Source organism: Pseudomonas sp. ML2-2023-6, from assembly GCF_037055265.1.
Taxonomy (GTDB): domain Bacteria; phylum Pseudomonadota; class Gammaproteobacteria; order Pseudomonadales; family Pseudomonadaceae; genus Aquipseudomonas; species Aquipseudomonas kulmbachensis.
The window spans coordinates 1,274,298-1,298,426 of the sequence record NZ_CP146347.1; the positions used below are offsets into that span (position 1 = coordinate 1,274,298).

Annotated in this window: 23 protein-coding genes and 1 pseudogene; 13 read left to right on the plus strand and 11 right to left on the minus strand. The window is 58.2% G+C overall.

The window, feature by feature from the left end:
- Position 1: 1 nt before the first annotated feature.
- Both lpdA and V6L79_RS05895 read left to right on the plus strand, forming a co-directional pair.
- A complete protein-coding gene (gene lpdA, locus V6L79_RS05890) occupies positions 2 to 1,399 on the plus strand; it encodes a dihydrolipoyl dehydrogenase (protein ID WP_321835642.1) in 1,398 nt (465 codons plus the stop codon).
- 69 nt (positions 1,400 to 1,468) lie between these two features.
- Positions 1,469 to 2,248, plus strand: a complete 780-nt coding sequence (locus V6L79_RS05895) for an acetoin reductase (protein ID WP_261740773.1) — start codon at positions 1,469 to 1,471, stop codon at positions 2,246 to 2,248.
- A 51-nt stretch (positions 2,249 to 2,299) separates the two neighbouring features.
- Here V6L79_RS05895 and V6L79_RS05900 read toward each other — a convergent pair whose 3' ends face one another.
- A complete protein-coding gene (locus tag V6L79_RS05900) occupies positions 2,300 to 2,650 on the minus strand; it encodes a DUF6124 family protein (RefSeq protein WP_261740774.1) in 351 nt (116 codons plus the stop codon).
- Positions 2,651 to 3,062: 412 nt separating this feature from the next.
- Between V6L79_RS05900 and V6L79_RS05905 the strand changes: the two are divergent.
- The 4 genes and pseudogenes from V6L79_RS05905 to V6L79_RS05920 all read left to right on the plus strand — a co-directional run bounded on the left by V6L79_RS05905 (position 3,063) and on the right by V6L79_RS05920 (position 6,158).
- A pseudogene (locus V6L79_RS05905) lies at positions 3,063 to 4,146 on the plus strand (YhcG family protein).
- A gap of 280 nt (positions 4,147 to 4,426) precedes the next feature.
- On the plus strand, positions 4,427 to 5,107 hold the full coding sequence (locus V6L79_RS05910) for a CsgG/HfaB family protein (RefSeq protein WP_321835649.1): 681 nt from the start codon (positions 4,427 to 4,429) through the stop codon (positions 5,105 to 5,107).
- Positions 5,108 to 5,136: 29 nt separating this feature from the next.
- Positions 5,137 to 5,496 carry a DUF4810 domain-containing protein gene (locus V6L79_RS05915; RefSeq protein WP_261740777.1) on the plus strand — a complete coding sequence of 120 codons (360 nt, stop codon included), beginning with the start codon at positions 5,137 to 5,139 and terminating at the stop codon, positions 5,494 to 5,496.
- Entirely contained in the window at positions 5,493 to 6,158 is a 666-nt protein-coding gene (locus tag V6L79_RS05920) for a DUF799 domain-containing protein (protein WP_321835653.1), read from the plus strand. The genes V6L79_RS05915 and V6L79_RS05920 overlap by 4 nt, the downstream gene beginning before the upstream one ends.
- Before the next feature lie 293 nt (positions 6,159 to 6,451).
- Here the strand turns inward: V6L79_RS05920 and V6L79_RS05925 are convergent, their stop codons facing one another.
- From V6L79_RS05925 to V6L79_RS05960, 8 genes are all read right to left on the minus strand, one after another.
- Positions 6,452 to 7,171, minus strand: a complete 720-nt coding sequence (locus V6L79_RS05925) for an XRE family transcriptional regulator (protein WP_261740779.1) — start codon at positions 7,169 to 7,171, stop codon at positions 6,452 to 6,454.
- A 193-nt stretch (positions 7,172 to 7,364) separates the two neighbouring features.
- The gene (ppa, locus tag V6L79_RS05930; protein WP_338579925.1) at positions 7,365 to 7,892 is read right to left on the minus strand and encodes an inorganic diphosphatase; all 528 of its coding nucleotides are present in this window, start codon (positions 7,890 to 7,892) and stop codon (positions 7,365 to 7,367) included.
- 101 nt (positions 7,893 to 7,993) lie between these two features.
- The gene (locus V6L79_RS05935; protein WP_261740781.1) at positions 7,994 to 8,806 is read right to left on the minus strand and encodes a zinc-dependent peptidase; all 813 of its coding nucleotides are present in this window, start codon (positions 8,804 to 8,806) and stop codon (positions 7,994 to 7,996) included.
- Positions 8,807 to 8,823: 17 nt separating this feature from the next.
- The gene (locus V6L79_RS05940) at positions 8,824 to 9,477 is read right to left on the minus strand and encodes a DedA family protein (protein ID WP_261740782.1); all 654 of its coding nucleotides are present in this window, start codon (positions 9,475 to 9,477) and stop codon (positions 8,824 to 8,826) included.
- Between the two features lie 280 nt (positions 9,478 to 9,757).
- The gene (gene eutC / locus V6L79_RS05945) at positions 9,758 to 10,567 is read right to left on the minus strand and encodes an ethanolamine ammonia-lyase subunit EutC (RefSeq protein WP_261740783.1); all 810 of its coding nucleotides are present in this window, start codon (positions 10,565 to 10,567) and stop codon (positions 9,758 to 9,760) included.
- A gap of 2 nt (positions 10,568 to 10,569) precedes the next feature.
- Positions 10,570 to 11,970 carry an ethanolamine ammonia-lyase subunit EutB gene (locus V6L79_RS05950; protein ID WP_261740784.1) on the minus strand — a complete coding sequence of 467 codons (1,401 nt, stop codon included), beginning with the start codon at positions 11,968 to 11,970 and terminating at the stop codon, positions 10,570 to 10,572.
- A gap of 52 nt (positions 11,971 to 12,022) precedes the next feature.
- Entirely contained in the window at positions 12,023 to 13,468 is a 1,446-nt protein-coding gene (gene eat, locus V6L79_RS05955) for an ethanolamine permease (protein ID WP_261740785.1), read from the minus strand.
- A gap of 201 nt (positions 13,469 to 13,669) precedes the next feature.
- Positions 13,670 to 15,190 (minus strand): aldehyde dehydrogenase family protein, encoded by a 1,521-nt coding sequence (locus tag V6L79_RS05960; protein WP_019824248.1) that lies wholly within the window; start codon positions 15,188 to 15,190, stop codon positions 13,670 to 13,672.
- Positions 15,191 to 15,535: 345 nt separating this feature from the next.
- Between V6L79_RS05960 and V6L79_RS05965 the strand changes: the two genes are divergently transcribed.
- From V6L79_RS05965 to V6L79_RS05980, 4 genes are all read left to right on the plus strand, one after another.
- Positions 15,536 to 17,458 (plus strand): sigma-54-dependent Fis family transcriptional regulator, encoded by a 1,923-nt coding sequence (locus V6L79_RS05965; protein WP_338579926.1) that lies wholly within the window; start codon positions 15,536 to 15,538, stop codon positions 17,456 to 17,458.
- A 155-nt stretch (positions 17,459 to 17,613) separates the two neighbouring features.
- On the plus strand, positions 17,614 to 18,963 hold the full coding sequence (gene mpl, locus V6L79_RS05970; RefSeq protein ID WP_261740787.1) for a UDP-N-acetylmuramate:L-alanyl-gamma-D-glutamyl-meso-diaminopimelate ligase: 1,350 nt from the start codon (positions 17,614 to 17,616) through the stop codon (positions 18,961 to 18,963).
- Positions 18,960 to 19,589, plus strand: coding sequence for a flavin prenyltransferase UbiX (gene ubiX / locus V6L79_RS05975; RefSeq protein ID WP_019824244.1), 630 nt, complete (start codon positions 18,960 to 18,962; stop codon positions 19,587 to 19,589). The genes mpl and ubiX overlap by 4 nt, the downstream gene beginning before the upstream one ends.
- On the plus strand, positions 19,582 to 19,869 hold the full coding sequence (locus tag V6L79_RS05980) for a YceK/YidQ family lipoprotein (RefSeq protein ID WP_261740788.1): 288 nt from the start codon (positions 19,582 to 19,584) through the stop codon (positions 19,867 to 19,869). Before ubiX ends, V6L79_RS05980 begins: the two co-directional genes overlap by 8 nt.
- A gap of 14 nt (positions 19,870 to 19,883) precedes the next feature.
- Here V6L79_RS05980 and V6L79_RS05985 read toward each other — a convergent pair whose 3' ends face one another.
- Both V6L79_RS05985 and V6L79_RS05990 read right to left on the minus strand, forming a co-directional pair.
- Positions 19,884 to 20,525, minus strand: a complete 642-nt coding sequence (locus tag V6L79_RS05985; protein WP_261740789.1) for an oxidoreductase — start codon at positions 20,523 to 20,525, stop codon at positions 19,884 to 19,886.
- Positions 20,526 to 20,575: 50 nt separating this feature from the next.
- Positions 20,576 to 22,258, minus strand: a complete 1,683-nt coding sequence (locus V6L79_RS05990; protein ID WP_261740790.1) for a C13 family peptidase — start codon at positions 22,256 to 22,258, stop codon at positions 20,576 to 20,578.
- A gap of 186 nt (positions 22,259 to 22,444) precedes the next feature.
- Between V6L79_RS05990 and V6L79_RS05995 the strand changes: the two genes are divergently transcribed.
- The 3 genes from V6L79_RS05995 to V6L79_RS06005 are packed head-to-tail and all read left to right on the plus strand — an operon-like array spanning position 22,445 to position 24,121.
- Positions 22,445 to 22,807, plus strand: coding sequence for a CidA/LrgA family protein (locus V6L79_RS05995; RefSeq protein ID WP_261740791.1), 363 nt, complete (start codon positions 22,445 to 22,447; stop codon positions 22,805 to 22,807).
- Positions 22,804 to 23,520, plus strand: coding sequence for an LrgB family protein (locus V6L79_RS06000; RefSeq protein ID WP_261740792.1), 717 nt, complete (start codon positions 22,804 to 22,806; stop codon positions 23,518 to 23,520). Before V6L79_RS05995 ends, V6L79_RS06000 begins: the two co-directional genes overlap by 4 nt.
- Before the next feature lie 10 nt (positions 23,521 to 23,530).
- Entirely contained in the window at positions 23,531 to 24,121 is a 591-nt protein-coding gene (locus V6L79_RS06005; protein ID WP_261740793.1) for an LON peptidase substrate-binding domain-containing protein, read from the plus strand.
- Positions 24,122 to 24,129: the final 8 nt, after the last annotated feature.

Genomic DNA, 24,129 nt, shown 5'->3' on the forward strand with positions numbered 1-24,129 from the left:
CATGACCGATAAATTTGATGTGGTCGTCATCGGCGGCGGCCCCGGTGGCTATGTCGCGGCTATTCGCGCCGCACAGCTGGGGCTCAGCACCGCGCTGGTCGAGCAGCAGCACCTGGGCGGCATCTGCCTGAACTGGGGCTGCATTCCCACCAAGGCAATGCTCAAAGGGGCCGAAGTCGGGCATACCTTGAAGCACCTGGGCACCTTTGGTTTCAGCGCAGAAAACGTCCAGTTCGATATCGCCCAACTGGTGGCCCACAGCCGTGGGGTGTCGCAACGCCTCACGACGGGGATTGCTTACCTGTTGAAAAAAAACGCCGTCACTGTGATCGATGGTCGTGGTCGCGTCACCGCCAAAGGCGTGGTGACGGTGAGCGCCGAGCAGGGCGATCAGGTGCTGCAGGCGCGACATATCATCCTGGCCACTGGTGCCCGCCCCAGACCGTTACCCGGTCTGGCCGCCGATGGGCAAAAAATCTGGAGCTACTTTGAGGCGCTGGTGCCCAAAAGCGTACCGCCGTCACTGCTGGTGATCGGCTCCGGGGCCATTGGCGTGGAGTTCGCCAGCCTGTACAGCGATCTGGGCAGCCAGGTCACGCTGGTCGAAGTGGCCAAACAAATCATGCCGGTCGAGGATCAGGACGTGGCCAGCCTGGTACAGCGTGAGTTCGAACAACGGGGGATTCGTGTGCTGACTCAAGCACGAGTCAACAGCGTGCATGGGGACGTCGGTGCACTGCAATGTCAGGTCGTGCTCAGTGATGGCCGTGAGCAGACCTTGCACGTAGCGCAGGTATTACTCGCGGCCGGGATCGAGCCCAATACCCAGGACATGGGCCTAGAAGCACTGGGCGTGGAGTTTGAAAAAGGCTTTATCAAAACCGACCCGTGGTGCCGCACCAGTGTTGCCGGGCTGTATGCCATCGGCGACGTGGCCGGGGCACCGTGCCTGGCGCACAAGGCCAGCCATGAAGGCGTGCTATGCGTAGAAAAACTGGCGGGAGTAGAAGGCGTACATCCACTGGATAAAAGCCGTATCCCCGGCTGCACCTATGCCCGGCCAGAGGTTGCCAGCCTCGGGCTGACCGAAGCGGCAGCCAGGGCCAACGGCCATAACATCGCAGTCGGGCGCTTCGACTATCAGGCCAACGGCAAGGCGCTGGCCATGGGCGAAGGCATAGGTTTTGTGAAAACCATCTTTGACGCGCACAGCGGCGAATTGCTCGGCGCCCATATGGTCGGCCCGCACGTGACCGAACAGATCCAGGGCTTCGGCATTGCGCAAACCCTCGAAGCCACCGACGTGGAATTGAGCCAGGTCATCTTTGCCCACCCCACGCTCAGCGAAGCCATGCACGAAGCGGTGCTGGCGGCACGGGACCGTGCCCTGCATCAATAAGCCGCGTATTGGTTGGCTTATGGTGAAGGCTGGCTGGACGTGGACCCACTGTTGAAAGGAAACCAACGAATGAGACTCACAGGCAAAATCGCATTGGTAACGGGGGCGGCGCAGGGTATTGGTCGCGGTATTGCACTGCGGCTGGCCAAGGATGGCGCTGATATCGCACTGATTGACCTGAACCTGGAAAAGCTGGAACACGTGGCCAGGGAAGTTCAGGCCCTGGGGCGCAAGGCCGTCACTTTTGTGGCTGACGTGGGCGACCGCGAGCAAGTGTTCTCGGCGGTTGACTACGCCCATAACCAGCTTGGCGGGCTGGACATCATGGTCAACAACGCGGGCATTTCTCAGGTTAAACCGCTGGCTGATGTCACCCAGGAAGAAGTCGAGCGCATTTACCGCATCAACGTTCAAGGCACCCTGTGGGGCATTCAGGCCGCTGCCGAGAAATTCCAGGCGCTCAAGCGCAAGGGAAAAATCATCAACGCCAGCTCCATTGCCGGGCATGAAGGCTATGCGTTACTGGGGGTTTACTCCTCCACCAAATTTGCCGTTCGCGCCCTGACCCAAGCGGCGGCCAAGGAACTGGCCGTACACGGCATCACCGTCAACGCTTACTGCCCAGGCGTAGTGGGCACTGATATGTGGGTCGACATCGACAAACGCATGGCAGAACTCACCGGCGCGCCGATTGGTGCAACCTATGAAAAGTTTGTCAGCGGTATTGCCTTGGGCCGGGCTGAAACACCGGATGACGTCGCGGCATTTGTGGCCTATTTGGCCAGCCCGGATGCGGACTACATGACCGGTCAGGCGCCGCTGATTGATGGGGGGTTGGTGTTCCGTTAAGCCAGACCGTTAACAGAAAAGACGCGCCTGCTGTCCCCAGGCGCGTGCTGCTTAGTGCATCGCCAGACCATCCAGCGACTTGTCGACATACGCTTTGGCCAGCTCCACCAAATGCGCTACCGACAACACCAGATCACGCTGCACCCCGCTCAAACCATTCCCCGCCTCACTCGCCGAGGCACCCGCGCAGCGCAACAAGTCTGACGCCTGGGCCAAAGCCGCTTCTGAATTGACACTGCTGGGGATGGCAAACATGGCCATGCTCATGGGGCGAGCTGGCTTATGGTCTTGCAGGTAGAAATCGAGCGCACGATCAGCGGCGGCACGGTCCAGCGACTGTGAATCGCACTGAGCAGCATCTTGCAGGGTAAAAGAGGGGGGATCGGGGGTGATCTTTTTCATGACGTAACTCCAGATGCATTCAAAGGAGCTACCACTTGTCGCTACTAAACGAATTGGGTGGCAGCCGTACGCAGGTTAGTAGACCGGTGCATCCGGAACCCGGCGCGCCACAAGGGCGCCCTGCGCACGGCCACCATAAAACGCAGGCCGTAAAAAAGCGCCTCGCGGAGGTGGCGCCTTGCGCCGGATTACAGATCGGGCTACTAAACCCGACCGCTGATTTTGCAGCGATGGGCCGAGACTATTCCCCGATTTTGGCAGGCGCAAGCGAACGAGATTTTCTCGGAAGTTTCACTGGAATGAAAGCGAATCGTCGTACGAAACGGCTGAATTTAAAGGCTTATGTTGTGTGGCCTGCCCGCTGTCGAGCAGGTAAATCCCTCCTCCGGAATTGGCCACGCGAGAACAATACATGAGTGAAACTCCCGCCCGTTTGAGCACACCGCCCGAGGGCTACGGTGACTGGTTGACTGACCTTAAAGGCCGTATTCACGGTGCCCAGCAGCGAGCCACGCTGGCAGTCAATCGTGAGCTGGTGCTGCTGTATTGGCAGATCGGCCACGATATTTTGACCCGTCAATCTCAGCAGGGCTGGGGTACGAAAGTGATTGAGCGTCTGGCGCAGGATTTGCGTGCAGCCTTCCCCAGCATGAGAGGCTTTTCTCCACGCAACCTCAAATACATGCGTGCCTTTGCCGAGGCTTGGCCGGACACGGCAATTGTGCAGCAGGCTGTTGCACAATTGCCTTGGGGGCACAACCTAGTGCTGCTGGACAAACTCCCCGGCCCCGAAACCCGCCGCTGGTATGCCGCCAAGGCAATCGAGCACAACTGGTCGCGGAATGTTCTGGCTCTGCAGATCAAGGGGCGTTTGCTGGAGCGCAGTGGCAAGGCGGTGAGCAATTTTGAAAGCTTCTTGCCCAAGCCGCAGTCTGATCTGGCGCGTGAATCGTTGAAAGATCCCTACCGTTTCGACTTCCTTGGCCTGAGCGCTGATGCGCATGAGCGCGAGATCGAAAGAGCCTTGGTCAAGCATGTCACCGAGTTTCTGCTGGAACTGGGCGCAGGCTTTGCCTTCGTCGGCAAACAAGTGCTGCTGAATGTGGGGGGGGGACGAGTTTTTCATTGATCTGCTGTTCTATCACCTCAAGCTGCGCTGCTATGTAGTGGTCGAACTCAAGGGCGGTAAATTTAAACCGGAGCACCTAGGGCAACTGGGGTTTTACCTGGCCGCCGTGGATGGGCAGGTCAAGCATCCACAAGACAGCCCCACCATCGGCTTGCTGCTGTGCACCAGCAAGAACAAGGTAGTGGCCGAGTACGCCTTGCGTGATAACACCCGCCCCATCGGGGTGGCCGAATACCAGCTGGTAGAGTCCCTGCCGGAAGAGTTGCAAACCAGCCTGCCCAGTATTGAACAGATTGAACGTGAGTTGGCAGGCGAAGAAGTGTCTGCGCAAGACGATTTGTTAGAGGGCGCAGCAGACGCTTCTTAAGACTAACAAGATGATTCGTAGTTAAGCTTCGGAAAAGTCCTAGATGATTATTTTCATAAATAACTAATAATTACGCCCTTTGACACCCTGTCAGAGGGCGCGAAAAAATAATCAACAAACCCTGTAATAACGCGCTTCGTTCGTGCCTGTGAGCGTGTCTTGATTTAAAAATAAGTGCTGCTTATTCGGTTTGTTTGTTACAAATAAGTTTTTTATTTTTATTTACTCTATTGGCGGGCCTGTAGTTTAAGACTGTCCGTTATATCAAAAGGGCTATTACGTGAAAAAACTGTTTAAAGTTTTGCTGTCTGGCACCGCTGCTGCAGTGTTACTGGCACTTGTGGGTTGCGCCACAGAGAACTCGCGAGCCCTGCCAGTGGAAAAAGTCGCCAGTGTTGCAGTTATCTATAACGGCGTACGCGTACCCATTGCCGTGGGCAAGTTCGATAACCGCTCCAGTTATATGCGCGGAATATTCTCAAGTGGTGTAGATCGCCTGGGCGGACAAGCCAAGACCATTTTGATCACCCACTTGCAGCAGACCAACCGTTTCACTGTTCTGGATCGAGACAATATGGGTGAAATCGCCCAGGAAGCAGCGATCAAGGGGCAAGCGCAAAAATTGAAAGGTGCAGATTTTGTGGTAACCGGCGATGTGACCGAGTTTGGGCGCAAAGAAACCGGTGATCGTCAGTTATTCGGCATTTTGGGTCGCGGCAAAACTCAGGTGGCCTACGCCAAAGTCAATTTAAACATCGTCAATATCAATACCTCGGAAGTTGTGTATTCAACCCAGGGGGCGGGGGAGTACGCACTTTCCAATCGAGAAATCATTGGTTTTGGTGGCACCGCCAGCTACGACTCGACACTGAATGGAAAAGTGCTGGATTTGGCTATGCGTGAAGCAATCAATCGACTGGTTGATGGCATCAATGCTGGCGCATGGAAACCGGGTAACTGATCAACTGCAACTCAAGGAGTAGAGCACTAATGAATCATTCGGTGAAGTTGGCGCTAATGCTAACCGCGATAATGAGTGTTGTCGGGTGCCAAAGTGCACCTAAAACGCTCTATCAGTGGGAAAGTTACCAGCCGCAAGTGTATGAATATTTAAAAGGTGAGCCCAAGGAAGCTCAAATCGAGGCGTTGGAGCGGGATCTGCAAAAGATCAGCGCCAGTGGTCGTATGGTGCCACCGGGTTATCACGCGCATTTGGGCATGTTGTATCTCGCTTCAGGCAAGGATGATCAGATGGTGCAGCAGTTCAGTACCGAGAAGGCGCTGTTTCCCGAGTCGGCTCCCTACATGGACTTTTTACTCAAGAACGCCAAGACCGGAGGCGCTAAATGATGCCGCGTTTTCTAAAGTATTCGGCTGTGTTGGTGGTCGCGGTATTGCTCGCAGGCTGTGCCGGGCCCAAGACCATTGCTTATGATTACTCGGCGTTTAAACAAAGCCGTCCTAAAAGTATTTTGGTGCTAGCGCCGATCAACGAGTCACCCGAAGTTCAGGCCCCCTATAGCCTGTTATCGCAAGTTACTTTTCCGCTGGCTGAAGCGGGCTACTACGTTCTGCCCATTGCACTGGTAGACGAGACCTTCCGACAGAACGGTTTGACGACTGCGCACGACATCCAGGCCGTTGATACGGACAAACTGCATGAGATTTTTGGCGCGGACGCGGCGCTGTATATCACCGTTACCGAGTACGGTACTCGTTACAGGGTGCTTTCCAGTGACACGTCAGTGACAGCGACGGCCAAACTGGTAGACCTGAAAACGGGCACTACCTTGTGGGCAGGCGCGGCGCGGGCCTCCAGCGAAGAAGGCAAAAGCAATAGCGGTGGGGGGCTTATCGGCATGTTGATCAGCGCAGCGGTCAAGCAAGTGTTCAACTCCTCGACCGATGCAGCACACCCAATGGCCGGTATCGCGAGTGCGCGCATGCTGTCACCAGCTCGGCCCGTGGGGATCCTCTACGGCCCACGTTCACCCAAGTATGGGTCGGACTAGTATGTGACGCAGAGTCTGCATTAAGCCCAGCTTAAGGACGGCAGGTCAGCTTTATTTCAGGCATTAAAAAGCCGGCTTGTGGCCGGCTTCTCGGGGGCGGGTTTGGCTTATTTTTGATAAGCCTTACTCGCCTTCAATCGGGACATCCAGCGCGTGGTGGCTGGGTGTGGGGCGTGGCGGCTTTTTGCTGCCTGGCCCTGCATTCCGGCTCGCTTGCCGCGAGGGGGATGCGCAAGTGCGGCGAATCATACTGGGGTTAGAGCGTTTTTCCCAGAAAAAGCCTGCCTCCAACACTATTCGTCCAGTTTGTACGGCACAGGTGGGCGCCGATGGTTAAGCGTGGACCACCAAAATATCCAACCCAGTACGCGTATCTGCTGCGCTTGTACTTGCGCGTCGTCGAGTAGTTCGTCGGGGTATTCCAACCGGTTTTCGCTGCGCAAACGCAGGCCATTGCCCGGCAGGCGGTAGAGGTATTTGATGCGCAGCATGCCGTCTTGTTCGAGGGCGTAGATTTCGCCGTCGACGATTTGAGTCAGGCTGCGGTCGATGGCGACGGTGGAACCGTCCGGGATTTTGTGTGCCATGTTGTTGCCGATCATGGGCACGCACATCACTTGGTCGGGGCTGACGTCCATGGCCTGCAGAATTGAGCCAGCCAGCCGCACCGTGCAGTCAGGAATTTGCACGACCCGGGTTCTACCTGAGCCATCGGGGTGCAGGGCTTCGTTGTAGAAGGGCGCAACAATGTCCGCAGCACAGACCGCAGGTTTTAGGCGCTCTGCCATTTGTGCAGGTGCAAGGCCCGGGTGTTTGAGACCTTCGCCAGTGCGCAGCCAGCGGCTGTTGACGCACAGCAGCTCGGCGATTTCGTCCAGCCGAGCCATGGGGATGCCTCGTTTGAACCAGTTGTTGACGTGCTGCGGCGTAACGCGGCGATTGGCTGCGAAGTCAGAAGCAGTTAAATGACACTCCCTCAGGAGGGTTTTGAGGCGATCACCGGATGTATTCATGAATACAGAGTCTACGGGCAAGGCAAGCCCGTTTAAATAAACCAAGCGTTCAAAAAAACATGGCTAAGTGCGGGTATTCCTATGGCTTTCAGGGCTGCTTCCTACGACTGTTAGCCGGATTGAACAGGCTGTTTTATTGCGTTTATGCAGGCATAAAAAAACCTCGGCGAGCCGAGGTTTTTTAACCGGTTACTTAGCCTTTGTAGGCAGCAACCGATTTGATGATTTCGTCGCGGGCAGCTTGAGCATCGCCCCAACCTTCGATCTTCACCCATTTGCCTTTTTCGAGATCTTTGTAGTTCTCGAAGAAGTGCTGGATTTGCTGAATCAGCAGAGGAGGCAGGTCGGTGTACTCTTTCACGTCAACGTACAGCTGGGACAGCTTGTCGTGAGGCACTGCAACTACTTTGGCATCGCCGCCGCCGTCGTCAGTCATGTGCAGGATGCCAACCGGGCGAGCGCGGATAACCGAACCTGGCGCTACCGGGTAAGGGGTAACAACCAGCACGTCCAGCGGATCACCGTCGTCAGCCAGGGTGTTAGGGATAAAGCCGTAGTTGGCCGGGTAGAACATCGGGGTAGCCATGAAGCGGTCAACGAACAGGCAATCGCTGTCTTTGTCGATTTCATATTTGATCGGCGCGTGGTTAGCCGGAATCTCGATAGCGACGTAGATGTCATTCGGCAGGTCTTTGCCAGCCGGAATCTTGCTGTAGCTCATTGGGCGGTGCCCCCGTGTGTAGGCCAGTTTACTTGGCCGATTTGGCCAAAAAGTGGCGGCGATTATAGGCGTATTCCTGTTACCACGTCACCCTTGGCCGCTCAGTGCTGTGCGCGGTATTCGGGGTGCTCGCTTTGCAGTCGTTTCAGGCGTGCGAGCGGGTCCTGACGGTAAAACAGGCTCAGTTGTTGATAGACCAGCGGGTAAGCATGGCTCAAAAGGTCTGGCGCGCTGAAAAAGTACTCGCTGGTGACCGCAAAGAACTCCGCCGGGTTTTCGGCCGCATACGGATCGATAGGTGCGTGATCGGGGTTGTGATGGTCAAGGTAGTGATTGAGATGGTCGTAGGCCTGTTGCATGGCCTGGGTCCAGTCACTCACCTGCATGCTGCTGTGTAGTGGCGGCATGCCATTGGCGGCACCGTTGAGCATGTCCAGCTTGTGCGCCAGTTCGTGAATCACCAGGTTATAGCCTTCCCAGCCGCCGCTACTTAGCACCCCCGGCCAGGCCAGCACCACGGGGCCATGCTGCCATGCTTCGCCGCTGTGATGGCCTTCCCATTCATGTTCGACACCGCTTGAGTCGCGATGGCGCTGAGGGCTGATGAAGTCGTCGGGGTAGAGCACGATTTCGTGAAAACCCTGATACCAGTCCAGGTCGCCCAGATTGAGCAACGGCAGTTGTGCCTGAGCGGCCAGCAACAGCCGGCCCTCTTCGGTTAGCTCAACCCCGGGCATGGGCGTCAGGTGCTTGTCTTGCAGGAACAACACGCTGCTGTCGCGCAGCCACTTGTCCTGCTCGTCATCCAGCCCGTCGAGAATACTCAACCGCTGGCGCACGTCATGCCACAGGTCGGGCGCCACCGGGTGTTGCGCCAGAATCCGCTGGCGCCGCCATTCACTTAGAGACCACATAGTGGGCGAGGTCCCGATCAGGCTTTGGCTTTAGAAGGGCTGCGGCCCATACGGCTGCGAATCACGCCAATGATCATCGGTACCAGCGACAGCAAGATGATGCCCACTACCAGCAAGGACAAGTTGGACTTGATGAAAGGCACGTTGCCGAAGAAGTAACCCAGGGTCACCAGGCCGCCGACCCATAGAATCGTGCCAAACACGCTGAACATGAAAAAGCGCGGGTAAAACATGCGTGCCACACCGGCTACAAACGGCGCGAAGGTACGGAAAATCGGCAGGAAGCGCGCCATGGTCACGGTTTTACCACCATGACGCTCATAGAAGTCGTGGGTTTTTTCCAGGTAATCGCGGCGGAAAATCTTCGAGTTGGGGTTGCTGAACAAACGCTCGCCGACCGTTCGTCCAATGACGTAGTTGGTGCTGTCACCCATGATCGCCGCCAGCATCAGCAAGCCTGCGAGCAGTACCGGGTCCATGCCGCCGCCTGCGGCTACAGCGCCTGCGATAAAGAGCAACGAATCACCCGGCAAAAATGGCATGACCACCAGGCCGGTCTCGCAAAAGATCACCAGAAACAGGATGGCGTAGATCCATGGCCCGTAATTGTTCACCAGCATGTCGAGGTACACATCGAGGTGCAGGATAATGTCGATCGGGTTGAAATCCATGTAAAGCACCTGTGTTGATGACCCGGCTCTGCAGGTCTGTGCGGGGAGGGAGAAGTAGTTAACTACAAAGAATGTAGATTTTTCGTACTTTCGTTAAAGAAATCGGATTATACGTATTGATGCAAGTTCTGCTTATTGAGTTTGTAGCGAAGCGTGTATTCAGCGTCAAAAGCTGTAGCCGCTGCCGAGGGACGATGGCTGCGAGCTTGAGTGCCTGTGCCCTCAACAGCTCGCAGCCATCGTTCCTCGGCAGCGGCTACACAGCCGGGCGGAGCGGGTTTCAATCGTTCTTGAGCAAGAAGTTCTCGCTCGGGGCGTCCACGTCCAGGGTTTGCACTTGCGCTTCGTCTTTCAGGTTAACCCCCGATAATTGCCGACGGCAGGCTTCGCGCATCAGGTACGCCAGCCGGTGAGCGGCCATGCCGTAGCTCAGCCCCTCGAGCCGCACATTGGAGATGCAGTTGCGGTACGCATCGGTCAAACCGACCTTGGGCGCGAAGGTGAAGTACAGCCCCAGGCTGTCGGGGGAGCTGAGACCGGGGCGTTCGCCAATCAGCATCACCACCATCCGTGCGCCAAGCAATTCACCGATCTCGTCGGCCACGGCGACTCGTCCTTGCTCCACCAGAATGACCGGCGACAGCGACCAGCCTTCTGTTGCCGTGTGCTCCTCCATACGCGCCAAAAAGGGCAGGGTGTGGCGATGAACGGCCAGCGCCGACAAGCCATCGGCGACCACCACCGCTACATCAATGCCGCCGGGGTTGGCCAGGGCATAGTCGCGCAATTGCTGAGCGGAGTCGTCGTTGAGCTTGCGCCCAAGGTCCGGGCGTTGCAGGTAGCTGTGACGGTCTGGCGCTGCACTGTGCAGTAACAGGCTCTCACGGCCACGCTCGGTCAGTTGTGCGCTCAAACCCGGGTGGTCAAACGGCAGATGCACCGCATCACGGGCTTGCGCGTGGGCAAACTGAAAATCAAGCTGGGCCTGGGTCGGCATGCTGGTGCCAGTGCGGCCCAACGCAATACGCGCTGGGGTCAGGCGGCGCAGTTCCAGCCACGGGTTGAGGCTGTCGGTGGGGGTATTGGCCATGCTTAGCGTCCTCCCAAGTGAGCCAGCGCCTGGCGAAACGCTGGCGGCAACTGATGACCGAACTCAATCCGGCCATCGGTCTGGGTGAAAATCCCGACCTTGCTCAGCCATTGCTCAAACTCGGGCGCCGGTTTGAGGCCCAGGGTTTTGCGTGCATACAGCGCGTCATGGAACGAGGTGGTCTGGTAGTTGAGCATGATGTCGTCCGAGCCCGGAATACCCATGATGAAGTTGATCCCGGCTACGCCCAGCAACGTCAGCAGGTTGTCCATGTCGTCCTGATCCGCTTCGGCATGGTTGGTGTAGCAGATGTCGCAACCCATCGGCACGCCCAGCAGCTTGCCGCAGAAGTGATCTTCAAGGCCGGCGCGGATGATCTGCTTGCCGTTGTACAGGTACTCGGGGCCGATAAAACCGACCACGGTGTTGACCAGAAACGGTTTGAAATGCCGCGCCACGGCGTAGGCCCGAGTCTCGCAGGTTTGTTGATCGACCCCGAAATGTGCATTGGCTGACAACGCGCTGCCCTGGCCAGTTTCGAAATACATCAGGTTATTGCCCAGCGTGCCGCGATTAAGGCTCAAGCCCGCGTCATAACCCTCCTGCAGCACATTCAGATTGATGCCGAAACTGGCGTTGGCCGCTTCGGTACCGGCAATGGACTGAAACACCAGATCCAGCGGAACTCCGCGATTGATCGCTTCGATTGAGGTGGTGACGTGGGTCAGCACGCAGGACTGGGTGGGGATTTCATAGCGCTGGATGATGGCGTCGAGCATATTCAGCAAGTCGCAGATTGAGGCGATGCTGTCGGTGGCCGGGTTGATGCCGATCATGGCGTCGCCGTTGCCATACAGCAGCCCGTCGAGAATGCTCGCCGCGATCCCGGCGGGGTCGTCGGTGGGGTGATTGGGTTGCAGGCGGGTTGAAAGCCTGCCACGCAGGCCCATGGTGCCGCGAAATTGGGTGACCACGCGGATTTTTTGCGCCACCAGGATCAGGTCTTGTACGCGCATGATCTTCGATACGGCAGCGGCCATCTCGGGGGTCAGTCCCGGTGCGAGTGCACGCAGGCTGTGTTCATCGGCTGCGTCGCTGAGCAGCCAGTCGCGAAAGCCACCGACAGTGAGGTGGCTGACCGCAGTGAAGGCCAGCGGGTCATGGCTGTCGATTATCAGCCGAGTGACTTCATCGGACTCGTAAGGGATCAGCACTTCTTGCAGGAAATACGCGAGCGGGATGTCAGCCAGCGCCATTTGCGCGGCGACCCGTTCACCGTCGTTCAGCGCGGCCACGCCTGCCAAAAAGTCCCCGGAACGCGCCGGGCTGGCCTTGGCCATTACGTCTTTGAGGCTGTCGAAACGGTAGGTCTGGGCACCAACCGCATGAGAGAAAGTTGCCATTCAGGGTTCTCCATAACGCCAGACGCAGCGCGTCTGGCGGGATTCTCAGCGGTTAGTGCAAGGCTTTTTCGGCCTGTTGGATAGCCGCGAATTCCTCTTCCGGCGTACCGGCTACCAAGTGGTGCCGACTGTAAAAAGCGAAGTAGGCAATTAATACTCCATAGATCACCGCGGCGCCAATCACCACGCGCGGGTCCACCAGGAAACCGGCGACTACGGCCACGCAAGCAAGCACCAAAGCGATGCCTGAAGTGAAAATACCGCCCGGCGTGCGATACGGACGCTCCATTTTGGGGCGACGAATACGCAGGGTGATATGCGCGGCCATCATCAGCACGTAGGAAATTGTCGCGCCAAACACCGCCACCAGAATCAGCAAGTCGCCCTGACCGGTCAGCGACAGGCCAAAACCGATGATGCCGGGAATGATCAAGGCCAGTACGGGTGCCTTGCTCTTGTTGGTTTCGGACAGTTTGCGCGGCAAGTAACCTGCGCGGGACAGGGCAAAGATCTGACGCGAGTAGGCGTAAATGATCGAGAAGAAGCTGGCAATCAAACCGGCCAGGCCGACCAGGTTCACAAAGCCGCCCATCCAGGTCGAGCCGCCATAGGCCTTGCTCAGCGCTTCAACCAGCGGGTTACCCGATGCCATCAAGTTGTGTGCGCCTGCGCCGCCCGGGCCGATTACCAGAATCAGCAGGGCGAAGGTGACCAGCACCAGCATGGCGCCGATCAGGCCGCGAGGCAGGTCGCGCTTGGGGTTTTTGGTTTCTTCGGCGGCCAGCGGCACGCCTTCGACCGCGAGGAAAAACCAGATCGCGTAAGGAATCGCAGCCCAGACGCCGACATAGCCGAAGGGCAGGAAGGCGCTGGCCCCTTTGGCCTGGGTGACTGGGATGTCCAACAGGTTGGCGACGCTGAAGTGCGGCACCATCGCCACCAGAAACACGCCCAAGGCAATGGCGGCTACTGCGGTGATGATAAACATCAGTTTGAGCGCTTCACCGACGCCGAAAATATGGATGCCGATAAAGATGATGTAGAACGCCAGATAGATCATCCAGCCGCCAATTCCGAATAACGACTCGCAATAAGCGCCGATAAAAACCGCAATGGCAGCGGGAGCGATGGCGTACTCGATGAGGATCGCGGTGCCGGTCAGAAACCCGCCCCAAGGCCCGAATGCGCTGCGCGCAAAGCCGTAGCCGCCGCCCGCGGTGGGGATCATCGAGGACAGTTCGGCTAACGAGAAACACATGCACAAGTACATGGTGGCCATCAGCAATGTGGCGATAAACATCCCGCCCCAGCCGCCCTGGGCCAGGCCAAAGTTCCAGCCGGCGTAGTCGCCGGATATCACGTAGGCAACGCCTAGGCCCACCAGCAGGACCCAGCCGGCAGCGCCTTTTTTCAGTTCTCTTTGCTGGAAATATTCGGAGCCGACTTTTTCAAAGTCGACCGAAGACGCCGCCGAAGCGGCAGTAGGTTCGCTAGGCATGTGAATTCACCTGTTCTTTTATAGTTTGAGAAGATATGACAGGGAGCAAAGCAAGAGCTGGGCCAAAGGCACGGGTTAGAGCGCCAGGTGCCCTTGTGGGAGCGGGCTTGCTCGCGATGCAGGCGCTGCGGTGGTTCAGTAACAACGCAGCGATCCAATCGCGAGCAAGCCCGCTCCCACACAGGGGTAGGGTTGGGGTGGTTAGAAGAAACCCAGTGGGTTGATGTCGTAGCTCACCAGCAGGTTTTTGGTCTGCTGATAGTGGTCGAGCATCATCTTGTGAGTTTCACGGCCAACGCCGGATTTTTTGTAGCCACCGAACGCGGCGTGGGCCGGGTACAGGTGATAGCAGTTGGTCCATACGCGCCCGGCCTTGATCGCCCGGCCCATGCGGTAGGCGCGGTTGATGTCGCGAGTCCACAGGCCTGCGCCCAGACCGAACTCGGTGTCGTTGGCGATGGCCAGCGCTTCGGCTTCGTCCTTGAAGGTAGTGATGCTGACCACCGGGCCAAAGATTTCTTCCTGGAACACGCGCATTTTGTTGGTGCCCTTGAGCAGTGTCGGCTGGATGTAATAGCCGGTTGCCAGGTCGCCTTCGAGTTTCGCCACCTGGCCGCCGGTCAGCAGTTCGGCGCCTTCAGCCTTGGCGATTTCGAGGTAAGACAGGATCTTGTCGAATTGCTGCTCGGAGGCCTGGGCGCCGACCATGGTGTCGGTATCCAGCGGGTCACCACGCTTGATCGATTCAACTTTCTTCATCACCACTTTCATGAAGTCGTCGTAGATCGATTCCTGAATCAGTGCCCGCGATGGGCAGGTGCAGACTTCGCCTTGGTTGAAGAATGCCAGCACCAGGCCCTCTGCCGCTTTTTCAATAAAGGTCGGCTCGGCCTGCATGATGTCTTCGAAGAAGATGTTCGGCGACTTGCCGCCCAGCTCAACCGTCGACGGGATGATGTTTTCGGCAGCACATTTCATGATGTGCGAGCCCACTGGCGTAGAACCAGTGAAGGCAATCTTGGCGATGCGTTTGCTGGTCGCCAGGGCTTCGCCCGCTTCCTTGCCGAAACCCTGCACCACGTTGAGCACGCCAGGTGGCAGCAGGTCGCCGATCAGCTCCATCAGCACGGTGATGCTCAATGGGGTTTGCTCAGCAGGTTTGAGCACCACGCAGTTACCGGCAGCCAGTGCTGGCGCGAGTTTCCAGGCGGCCATCAGCAGCGGGAAGTTCCACGGGATGATCTGCCCGACCACGCCCAGCGGCTCATGGATGTGATAGGCCACAGTATTGCCATCAATCTCGGCCGCGCTGCCTTCTTGTGCGCGGATGCAACCGGCGTAGTAACGGAAGTGATCGGCGGCCAGCGGTACGTCGGCGTTCAGGGTTTCGCGCACGGCCTTGCCGTTGTCCCAGGTTTCGGTCACAGCCAGCAGTTCGAGGTTTTGTTCGATGCGATCAGCGATTTTCAACAGTACCAGCGAGCGCGCTTGCACTGAAGTTGCACCCCAGGCATCGGCAGCGGCGTGGGCAGCGTCGAGGGCTTTGTCGATATCTTCTGCGGTTGAACGCGGGAATTCGGCGATAGCTTTGCCGTTCACAGGCGAGGTATTGGTGAAGTACTGGCCTTTGACGGGCGCCACGAATTCGCCGCCGATGTAGTTACCGTAGCGGCTCTTGAACGAGACGATCGAGCCTTCAGTACCGGGTTGTGCGTAACGCATGGGGGTGTCTCCTGGCTTTATTGTGCTTATGGGGGGACGCGCTGTGGCGCTGACATAAGCAGGAGCAAGGGCTGGGCCATATTTATGAAAGCCTTGTAAACCGTGGCTTTGCGGGTTTCAGCTGGGGGATGTGACAGGGCGGCTGTAACAGGTGTGACACAGTAGCTGTGACAAAATGTCCCATCGGTGACACAGTCGGCGACCGGTGAGTCAGTTCGTGATTGCAATGGCTCGCACGCGAGAGGATGCTGGGCGTTCGGTTTGGACTGGATCTCTGTTGCCGCTGAGGGTGGGTTGCCTCTGTCGAGCCTGAGACCACCGAAGCAGAGCGGAGAACAATAAGAAATGCACAGCACCGATTTGAGCCGTCACGCACGGCAAGTCATTGATGTAACCCAGGGCCGTCCTCAAGGGTGTGACCCGTCTATCGTCCGCTCCTGGCAGCGCTGCCTGGAGGATTACCATCTCGATCCTGCGCAAACCATCGCCCCGACCGTGCTTGAGCAGGGCCGCATTCTCGAAGGCCGTGAGCGTTTGCAGCAGGTGCTGAAAATCGCCGGTCACGAAATGAACAGCCTGCATCAGCAACTCTCCGGTGCCGGGCATGCGGTGCTGCTGACCGATGCTCGCGGGGTCATTCTCAACTGTGTTACTGCTCCCTCCGAACGCAAGGTGTTTGAGCAGGCCGGGCTGTGGCTGGGCGCCGACTGGAGCGAGGCGTGTGAGGGCACCAACGGCATTGGCACTTGCCTGGTAGAGCGTCAGGCGCTGACTATCCATCAGGACGAGCACTTTCGTGGTCGCCACACCGGGCTGACCTGCTCGGCCAGCCCGGTATTTGATCCACAGGGTGAGTTGCTGGCGGTGCTCGACGTATCGTCGGCACGCCATGACGTTTCGCGTCAGAGCCAGTTTCACACCATGGCGTTGGTCAATCTCTCGGCCAAAATCATCGAAAACAGCTACTTTTTGGGTCATTTCGATAACCAGTGGCTGCTGCGTTTTCATCTCCAGGCAGAATCGGTCGGGCTGTTCAGTGAGGGCATGCTGGCGTTTGATGGTGACGGGGTTATTTGCGCGGTTAACCAGAGTGCCCTGAACCTGCTGGGCCACGTGCGCGGCGGGTTGATTGGGCAGTTGGTCGAGAGTGTTTTCGATTGCTCGCGGGATGATCTGTTCGCTCGGGCCACCTCACAGGCCAGTACCAGTTGGCCGCTGCGTACCCGCGATGGCCGCCGACTGTTTGCAGCGCTGCGCGGTCAACCGCGGCATGCGCCAGCGCCGGTCGCCGTACACGTTGAACCGCAGCGTCCGCGCCTGAGCGGGATTTGTCTGGGGGATGAAGCCCTGCAGGTCGATTTTCGCCGTGCGCTACGGGTGTTTGAACGTGATGTACCGCTGTTGATCAATGGTGAAACCGGCTCTGGCAAAGAAGCCTTTGCCAAAGCGGTACATCAGGCCAGCGTGCGCAGCAGCAAACCTTTTGTGGCGCTCAATTGCGCGTCGATCCCGGAAAGCCTGATCGAAAGCGAGCTGTTCGGTTATCGCGGGGGCAGTTTTACCGGGGCGCGTAAGGAAGGCATGCAGGGCAAGCTGCAGCAGGCCGATGGCGGCACCTTGTTTCTGGACGAGATCGGTGACATGCCGCTGGCGCTGCAAACCCGTTTGTTAAGAGTTCTGGAAGACCGTCTGGTAGTGCCGATTGGCGGTGAACCGTTGGCGGTTAACGTGCGCATCATCAGCGCCACCCACCGTAACCTGCAGGAACGCGTGGCCGCTGGCAGTTTTCGCGAAGACTTGTATTACCGTCTCAACGGGCTTGAGGTTGGATTGCCAGCATTGCGTGATCGCACTGACAAGTCGCAGTTACTGGACTTCTTGCTGGCCGAAGAAGCTTGTGAGCAACGGCTGGTAATTAGCCATGCGGCGCGCGAAGCGCTGCTGGGTTTTCCGTGGCCGGGCAACGTGCGCCAACTGCGCAACGTGCTGCGCACCTTGGCCGCCCTCTGTGAAGACGAGGTGATCCAGTTCGACGACCTGCCAGCCAATATTCGCCTGGCGCCGTCCAAAGTCCCTGAACCCTGTGAGCATCCACTCGAAGACGCAGAAAAGCAGGCGCTGCTCCTGGCGCTGGAACTGCATCGCTGGCACATGACCCATACCGCGCTGCAACTTGGGGTCAGCCGCAATACCCTTTATAGAAAGCTGCGCAAGCATGGGATAGAGAAAAGCCACGGTGGGAGCGAGCCTGCTCGCGAAGGTCGTTAACGATAGCGCGTGCTTGCGGGTGAATCGCAGTGCTTTTGAATTCTTCGCGAGCACGCTCGCTCCCACTGCAAAGCAGTGTGGCCAGAGCAGTGAATCATCAGGTGCGAAAAAAAGCCCTCTGGGCTACCCTTCGCCGATGATTTACGAGGTCGACTATGCACATTCATATTCTTGGTATTTGCGGCACTTTCATGGGTTCGCTGGCGGTTCTGGCCAAAGAACTGGGCCATCACGTTACTGGCTCTGACGCCAACGTTTATCCGCCAATGAGCACCCAGCTGCAGGCTCAAGGTATTGAATTGACTCAGGGCTACGACCCGTCTCAGCTCGATCCTGCGCCGGATGTGGTGGTGATCGGCAACGCACTGTCGCGGGGCAACCCGGCGGTGGAATACGTTTTGAACAAAGGCCTGCCTTACGTCTCCGGCCCGCAGTGGCTGGCGGACCATGTGCTGCAAGGCCGTTGGGTGCTGGCCGTGGCCGGTACGCATGGCAAAACCACTACCAGCAGCATGCTGGCCTGGGTGCTGGAGCACGCGGGCATGGCGCCGGGGTTTCTGATCGGTGGTGTACCGCAGAACTTTGCCGTGTCGGCCCGCTTGGGTGACACGCCGTTCTTTGTGGTTGAAGCCGATGAATATGACAGTGCCTTCTTCGACAAACGCTCGAAGTTCGTTCACTACCGCCCGCGCACGGCGATCCTCAACAATCTTGAGTTCGATCACGCCGATATCTTCCCGGATTTGCCAGCAATCGAGCGCCAGTTCCACCACTTGGTACGTACTATCCCGAGTGAAGGGCTGGTCATTCACCCGACCACCGAACCTGCGTTGCAGCGCGTGATCGAGATGGGCTGCTGGACTCCGGTACAAACCACCGGCGTTGATGGCCAATGGCAAGCCAGGCTGCTCAGCGAGGATGGCTCACGCTTTGAAGTGCTGTTTGAGGGTGTGATGCAAGGCACCGTCGATTGGGATATGACCGGCCAGCACAACGTGGCCAATGCCCTGGCGACCTTGGCCGCTGCACGTCATGTGGGCGTGGTGCCGAGCATGGCAATTGATGGTTTGAGCGCCTTTAAAAGCGTTAAACGCCGCATGGAAAAAGTCGCCGAAGTTCACGGTATTACTATTTATGATGACTTTGCCCACCACCCGACCGCTATTGCGACCACGCTCGATGGTCTGCGCAAGCGCATTGGAGACGCACCGCTGATTGCGGTGATTGAGCCGCGCTCCAACTCCATGAAGCTCGGTGCCCACCGTGATGGTTTGCCGCAAAGCGTGGTCCAGGCAGACTACGTGGTCTGGTATGCGCCGGCCAATCTGGGCTGGGATTTGGCCGCTACCGTGGCTTCGAGCCCGGTGCCGACCAAGGTGTGCGATTCGCTGGAAGCCATCATCGCCGAGGTCAAGGCTCAGGTTAAGCCGGGCGCTCATGTAGTCATCATGAGTAACGGTGGTTTCGGCGGGTTGCATGGCAAGTTGGCGGACTCGCTGCAATGAGTGGCCCTGAACGTATAACCCTGGCCGTCACCGGTGCATCAGGCATGCAGTACGCATTGCGCTTGCTCGACTGTCTGGTGCGCGAAGATCGCGAGGTGCACTTCCTGATCTCCAAGGCGGCGCAACTGGTGATGGCTACCGAAACCGACGTCAGCCTGCCGGCCAAGCCGCAGGCGATGCAGACGTTCCTGACTGAATACACCGGGGCTGCTGCCGGGCAGATTCGGGTGTACGGCAAGGAAGACTGGATGTCCCCCGTGGCTTCGGGGTCTGGTGCTCCGGCAGCGATGGTCGTTGTGCCTTGCTCGACCGGTACGTTGTCGGCGATTGCCACGGGCGCTTGCAACAACCTGGTGGAGCGGGCGGCCGATGTCACTCTGAAGGAGCGTCGCCAGTTGATTCTGGTACCCCGTGAGGCGCCGTACTCCAGTATTCATCTTGAAAACATGCTCAAGCTGTCCAATATGGGCGCGGTGATCATGCCGGCTTCGCCTGGCTTCTATCATCAGCCGCAGACCATTGATGACCTGGTGGACTTTGTGGTGGCACGCATTCTCAACCTGCTCAACATCCCCCAAGACATGCTCCCGCGTTGGGGTGAACACCACGTAGGCGGCGATGAGTAAAGCGCTGCTGGCTTTGTTGGTGGCTGCTCTGGTCTGTGGGTGCGCAAGTGTACGCACGCTGGACGCCGCCATGCCGGGTGCGCCGATTGTCTATTCAGGGACGAGACTGGATTTGTATGCGCTGGGGGGCGGGTGTTGCGCCAAAGATCGCTTTGGCGCGGACGCACCGCGCTATCCAGGTCTTGATCTGCCTGCCAGCGCGCTGCTCGACACGGTGCTGTTGCCGTTGTCAGTGCTAACGGTGCTGGGTGTCGGGTTTCAGGCCAGCGGCGGGTTGTAGCTGGCCTGTTGGGCTTACTTGCCTAGTTTGCGCAACTCATCGGACTCAACCACCCGCACTCCGTCCTGTTCTTCCAGCGCCAAGCGCCACAGGGCGCGGGCCAGTTGGCAGGCTTCGATGCCGTGGTATTTGCCTGGAAGCAGTTTTGACAGTGGCCCCGCTATTTGTTCGGCCAGTCGCGGTTCAACGCGATCGCCGAGCAGTAGCGAAGGGCGTGCGATAGTCAGTTGCGGCCAGTCCTGGGCGCGCACCGAGTGCTCCATTTCACCTTTGACCCGGTTGTAGAACACCGAGGATTTAGGGTCGGCACCAATCGCACTGAGAACAATCAGATGCCGGGCGCCCATGTCCCGGGCACGCTTGGCGAAAGCCACCACCATGTCATGGTCAACCGCACGGAAGGCCGCTTCAGAGCCTGCCTGCTTGATTGTGGTACCCAAGCAGCAGAAGGCAACATCAACCCTGCCACTGAGCAGGGGCAAGAACACAACCGGATCGCCTACCGGGTTTTCCAGGTGTGGATGCGCCGCCAAAGGCTTGCGAGAGGGTGCAAGGACACGGGCGATGGTGGGCTCATTGAGCAAACGGTCGAGCAGCAGCTCACCTGTAAGGCCAGTGGCTCCAGCGAGCAGGATGTGTGAAGGCGTCAAGTGCATAGTGTTTCCCCCCTTGATACATTCAGCGTAGTCATTCCAGGTTTATTTGCTTACTGCAAAGCCTGTTTTGCTTGGTGCTGACGTAAGCGTTGCCAGTGATTCAGAACGCCTTTTGGCGCCCAGATTTGCGGTTCGGAAGGTTCGTAGCCGTCAGCCTGTTCGCGCTCGGCGACGTACTGTTTGGCCAGCTTGAAGGCTTTTTGCAGGTCGTCGGTCTGGTTCAGGGCTTGAGCGAACAAGGCATTGCCGAAGTAGGTGAAGTCGGCTTCTTCCGAGCAGCCAAACGATACCTTGTCTGCGCGCGATGCGGTCATGATCAAGGTCTTTTCATCCTTGAGTGCCGGGATGAAGCCGCCTGAGTAACAGGACGAAATCACGATGATTTTGTCGCGATTTTTCAGCGGAGCCAGCGCCGCTGCCAGTTCATCGGCAGGCAGGTCCGCCAGTTCAAGGCGGGGCTGGTCGAGTACCAGTTCGTGCTCCTGTGTACCGTGGCTGGTCAGGTAAATGAACACAAGGTCTTCGGGGCCGGTGCGTTCGGCCAGGGTTTTGGCTGCACGGTGCAGGTTCTCGCGAGTTGCCATGGGCCGATCCAGCAGATTGTCGCGATGGTTCACCAGCGTGATCTGGCCGCGGCTGCCAAAACGGCTGGCGAGCATGTCGTTGACATAATCGGCTTCGCGCTTGAAGACGCTTTGTTTGCCGTCGCCTGCCAACACCAGGCTGTACAGTTCAATAGCCGGAGTCGATGGCGCAACGCCCGCCAGTGCCTCGTTGAGCAAGGTGCCCTGGTTGAGCAGCCCCAGCTCCAGCGGATCAGGCAATAAAGCGCCATTGGCATCGCGGACCCGTTGCCCGTTAAGCCAAAAACCGCTTTGCACGGTGCCGTCGCTCAGGGTCAGGCTGCCGTGGCCTTGATAGGTGTCTGCCGCGAACTCACCGACATAGCTGCTTGCGTCGGCCATGTTCAAGTGGCCGGTGCCGTTGAAGCGCCATTCGTTGAACATGCCGCGATAGTGGCTACCGTCGATACCGATCAGCTCGCCTTTACCCGTCAATGCGCCGTCTTTGAAGTTGCCGATCCAGACATCACCGTCGGCATTTTCATAGCGCCCTTTGCCATTCAGCTGGTTGTTCTTGAACGCTCCCTCGTACTGGTCGCCGTCAGCGCTGTTAAAGACACCGTTGCCTTCCAACTCGCCATTGACGAACTGGCCGCTGAATTCGTTGCCGCTGCCATCGCTGCGCTTGCCTTCGCCGTGGGGTTTGCCGTGGGCAAATTGGCCTTGATACTGGCTGCCGTCTTCCAGCTCAAGATGACCGTCGCCCGAGAACTGGTCATCCTTGAATTGGCCGCGATAGCTCATGGCGCCTTCTTTTAGCGTGCCTTCACCCTCGCGCCGGCCTTGCTTGAAACCGCCGACATAAGTGCTGTCGTGGGTGGTCAGACTGCCTTGGCCGCTGTACTGCCCCTGCTCGAACCCGCCGCGATAAACATCGCCATTGCTGGCATGCCATTCACCCTGACCGTGCCACAGACCATTTTTGAAGTCGCCTGTGTACCAACTGCCGTTCGGGTAGTCGATACGGCCCTGGCCTTGCAGCAACCCATTGACCACTTCGCCCCGATAACGCCCGCCATCGGGCAGGCGTGCGTCTGGCGGTAACAGTGATTCACCGTCACCGCAGGCCGTCAGCAGCAGGGTCAAAGCAAGGGGGGCAAATGGGCGCATAGCGGGATCCGGATAATTAAGCCTGCGAGTATGCCGCAGCAGTAGAAGCTGTCTATAGGCCCAGATGAAACATCGATAGATATTCAATGCCGGGGGCATGTACCCAAGCCTGCAAGGTGCAGCAATGCCGATGGCCGGTGGGACGTGCTTATAATGCGGCACAAGAATATTCGCTGGAGAGGTGAGATGTTGTTACGCGGCTTGACTTGGCTGGTGCTGTTTCAATTGCTCGGCACGGCCCTCAATCACTTGTTCGTCCCCGTACTGCCCGGACCCATTATCGGGTTGTTGCTGCTGTTGGGTTTTTTGATGGTGCGCGGTCAGGTCAGTGAGCCGTTGAGCCAGGCTGCCAGCGGGTTGTTGCGTTACTTGCCTTTGCTGCTGGTGCCCCCCGCGGTGGGCGTGATGGTGTATGCCGCCGACATTGCAGCTGACTTTTGGGCCATTGCCGGGGCGCTGGTGCTGTCGCTATTGATCTCCATGGCATTCATCGGGGTGCTGATGCAGCGCTTGCTCAAGGGGCACAGCCATCCCGAGGAGCGGCCATGAGTCTTGAGTGGCAAGGGGCCTGGGAGTCAGTCATCCACCATCCGCTGTTTGGTATCGGGATCACCCTCGGGGCTTATCAACTGGTGCTCGCAGCCTACGAAAAAACCCGCTGGATCTTCCTGCAACCGGTGTTGGCCTCGATGCTGCTGGTGATCGGCGTGTTGCTCAGTTGCGGCTTGAGCTACGCCGAGTACCGTAAAAGCACGGATATTTTAAGTATTTTGCTGGGGCCCGCGACCGTGGCGCTGGCGGTACCGCTGTATCTGAACCTGCGCCGAATTCGTCAATTGTTCTGGCCTATCTTTACTACGCTGGTGGTTGGCGGCGTATTTGCCACCGGGCTGGTGGTGGGGCTGGCCTGGTTGTTCGGGGCCGAGCACATGATGCTGATGACCCTGGCGCCCAAGTCCGTGACTTCGCCGATTGCCATGCTGGTGGCGGAGCAAATTGGCGGTGTGGCTGCTCTGGCAGCGGTGTTTGTGCTGATTACCGGGGTGATCGGTGCGATTTTCGGGCCGGGCCTGCTGCGCATCTTGGGGGTTCACAGCCCTGAAGCACGGGGTATGGCGCTGGGCATGACGGCGCATGCGGTCGGCACATCGGCAGCCCTGCAGGAGAGTGAAGAGTGCGGCGCCTTTGCGGCGTTGGCGATGAGTCTAATGGGCGTTGCCACGGCGGTGTTCTTGCCCCTGGCCGTGACCCTCGTGGTGTAAGGGTGAGTGTATGAGATTGCCGCTGTTTCCTTTGAGTACGGTGCTGTTTCCGGGTTGTGTGCTGGATTTGCAGATATTTGAAGCGCGCTATCTGGACATGATTGCCCGCTGCATGAAGCAAGGCACAGGCTTTGGCGTGGTGTGCATCCTGGATGGCCGTGAAGTCGGGGATGCTCCGCAGGACATTGCCAGAATCGGCTGCGAAGCGCTGATTCGTGACTTTCAGCAGCAGGACAATGGCCTGCTGGGGATCAGGGTCGAAGGCGGGCGGCGCTTTGAAGTGCTGAGCACCGAGTTGCAGCGCGACCAGTTACTGTTGGCCGAGGTCGAGTGGCTGGAAGAGGTTCCCGAGCAGCCGCTGCAGGAAGAAGACCAGGACCTGTTGGCCTTGCTCAAGGCTCTGGCCGAGCACCCGATGGTTGCGGCCTTGAATATGAGTACCGAGGTGGCGGGGCAGCAGTCATTGGCCAATCAACTGGCATACCTGCTGCCTTTTGCCGAGGCGGACAAGATCGAGCTGCTGCAGGTTGATGACCCGCAGCAGCGTCTGGATGGGATCCAGGTATTGCTCGATGAGATCCAGGGTGAGGCGCTTAACTGATTGCGCTA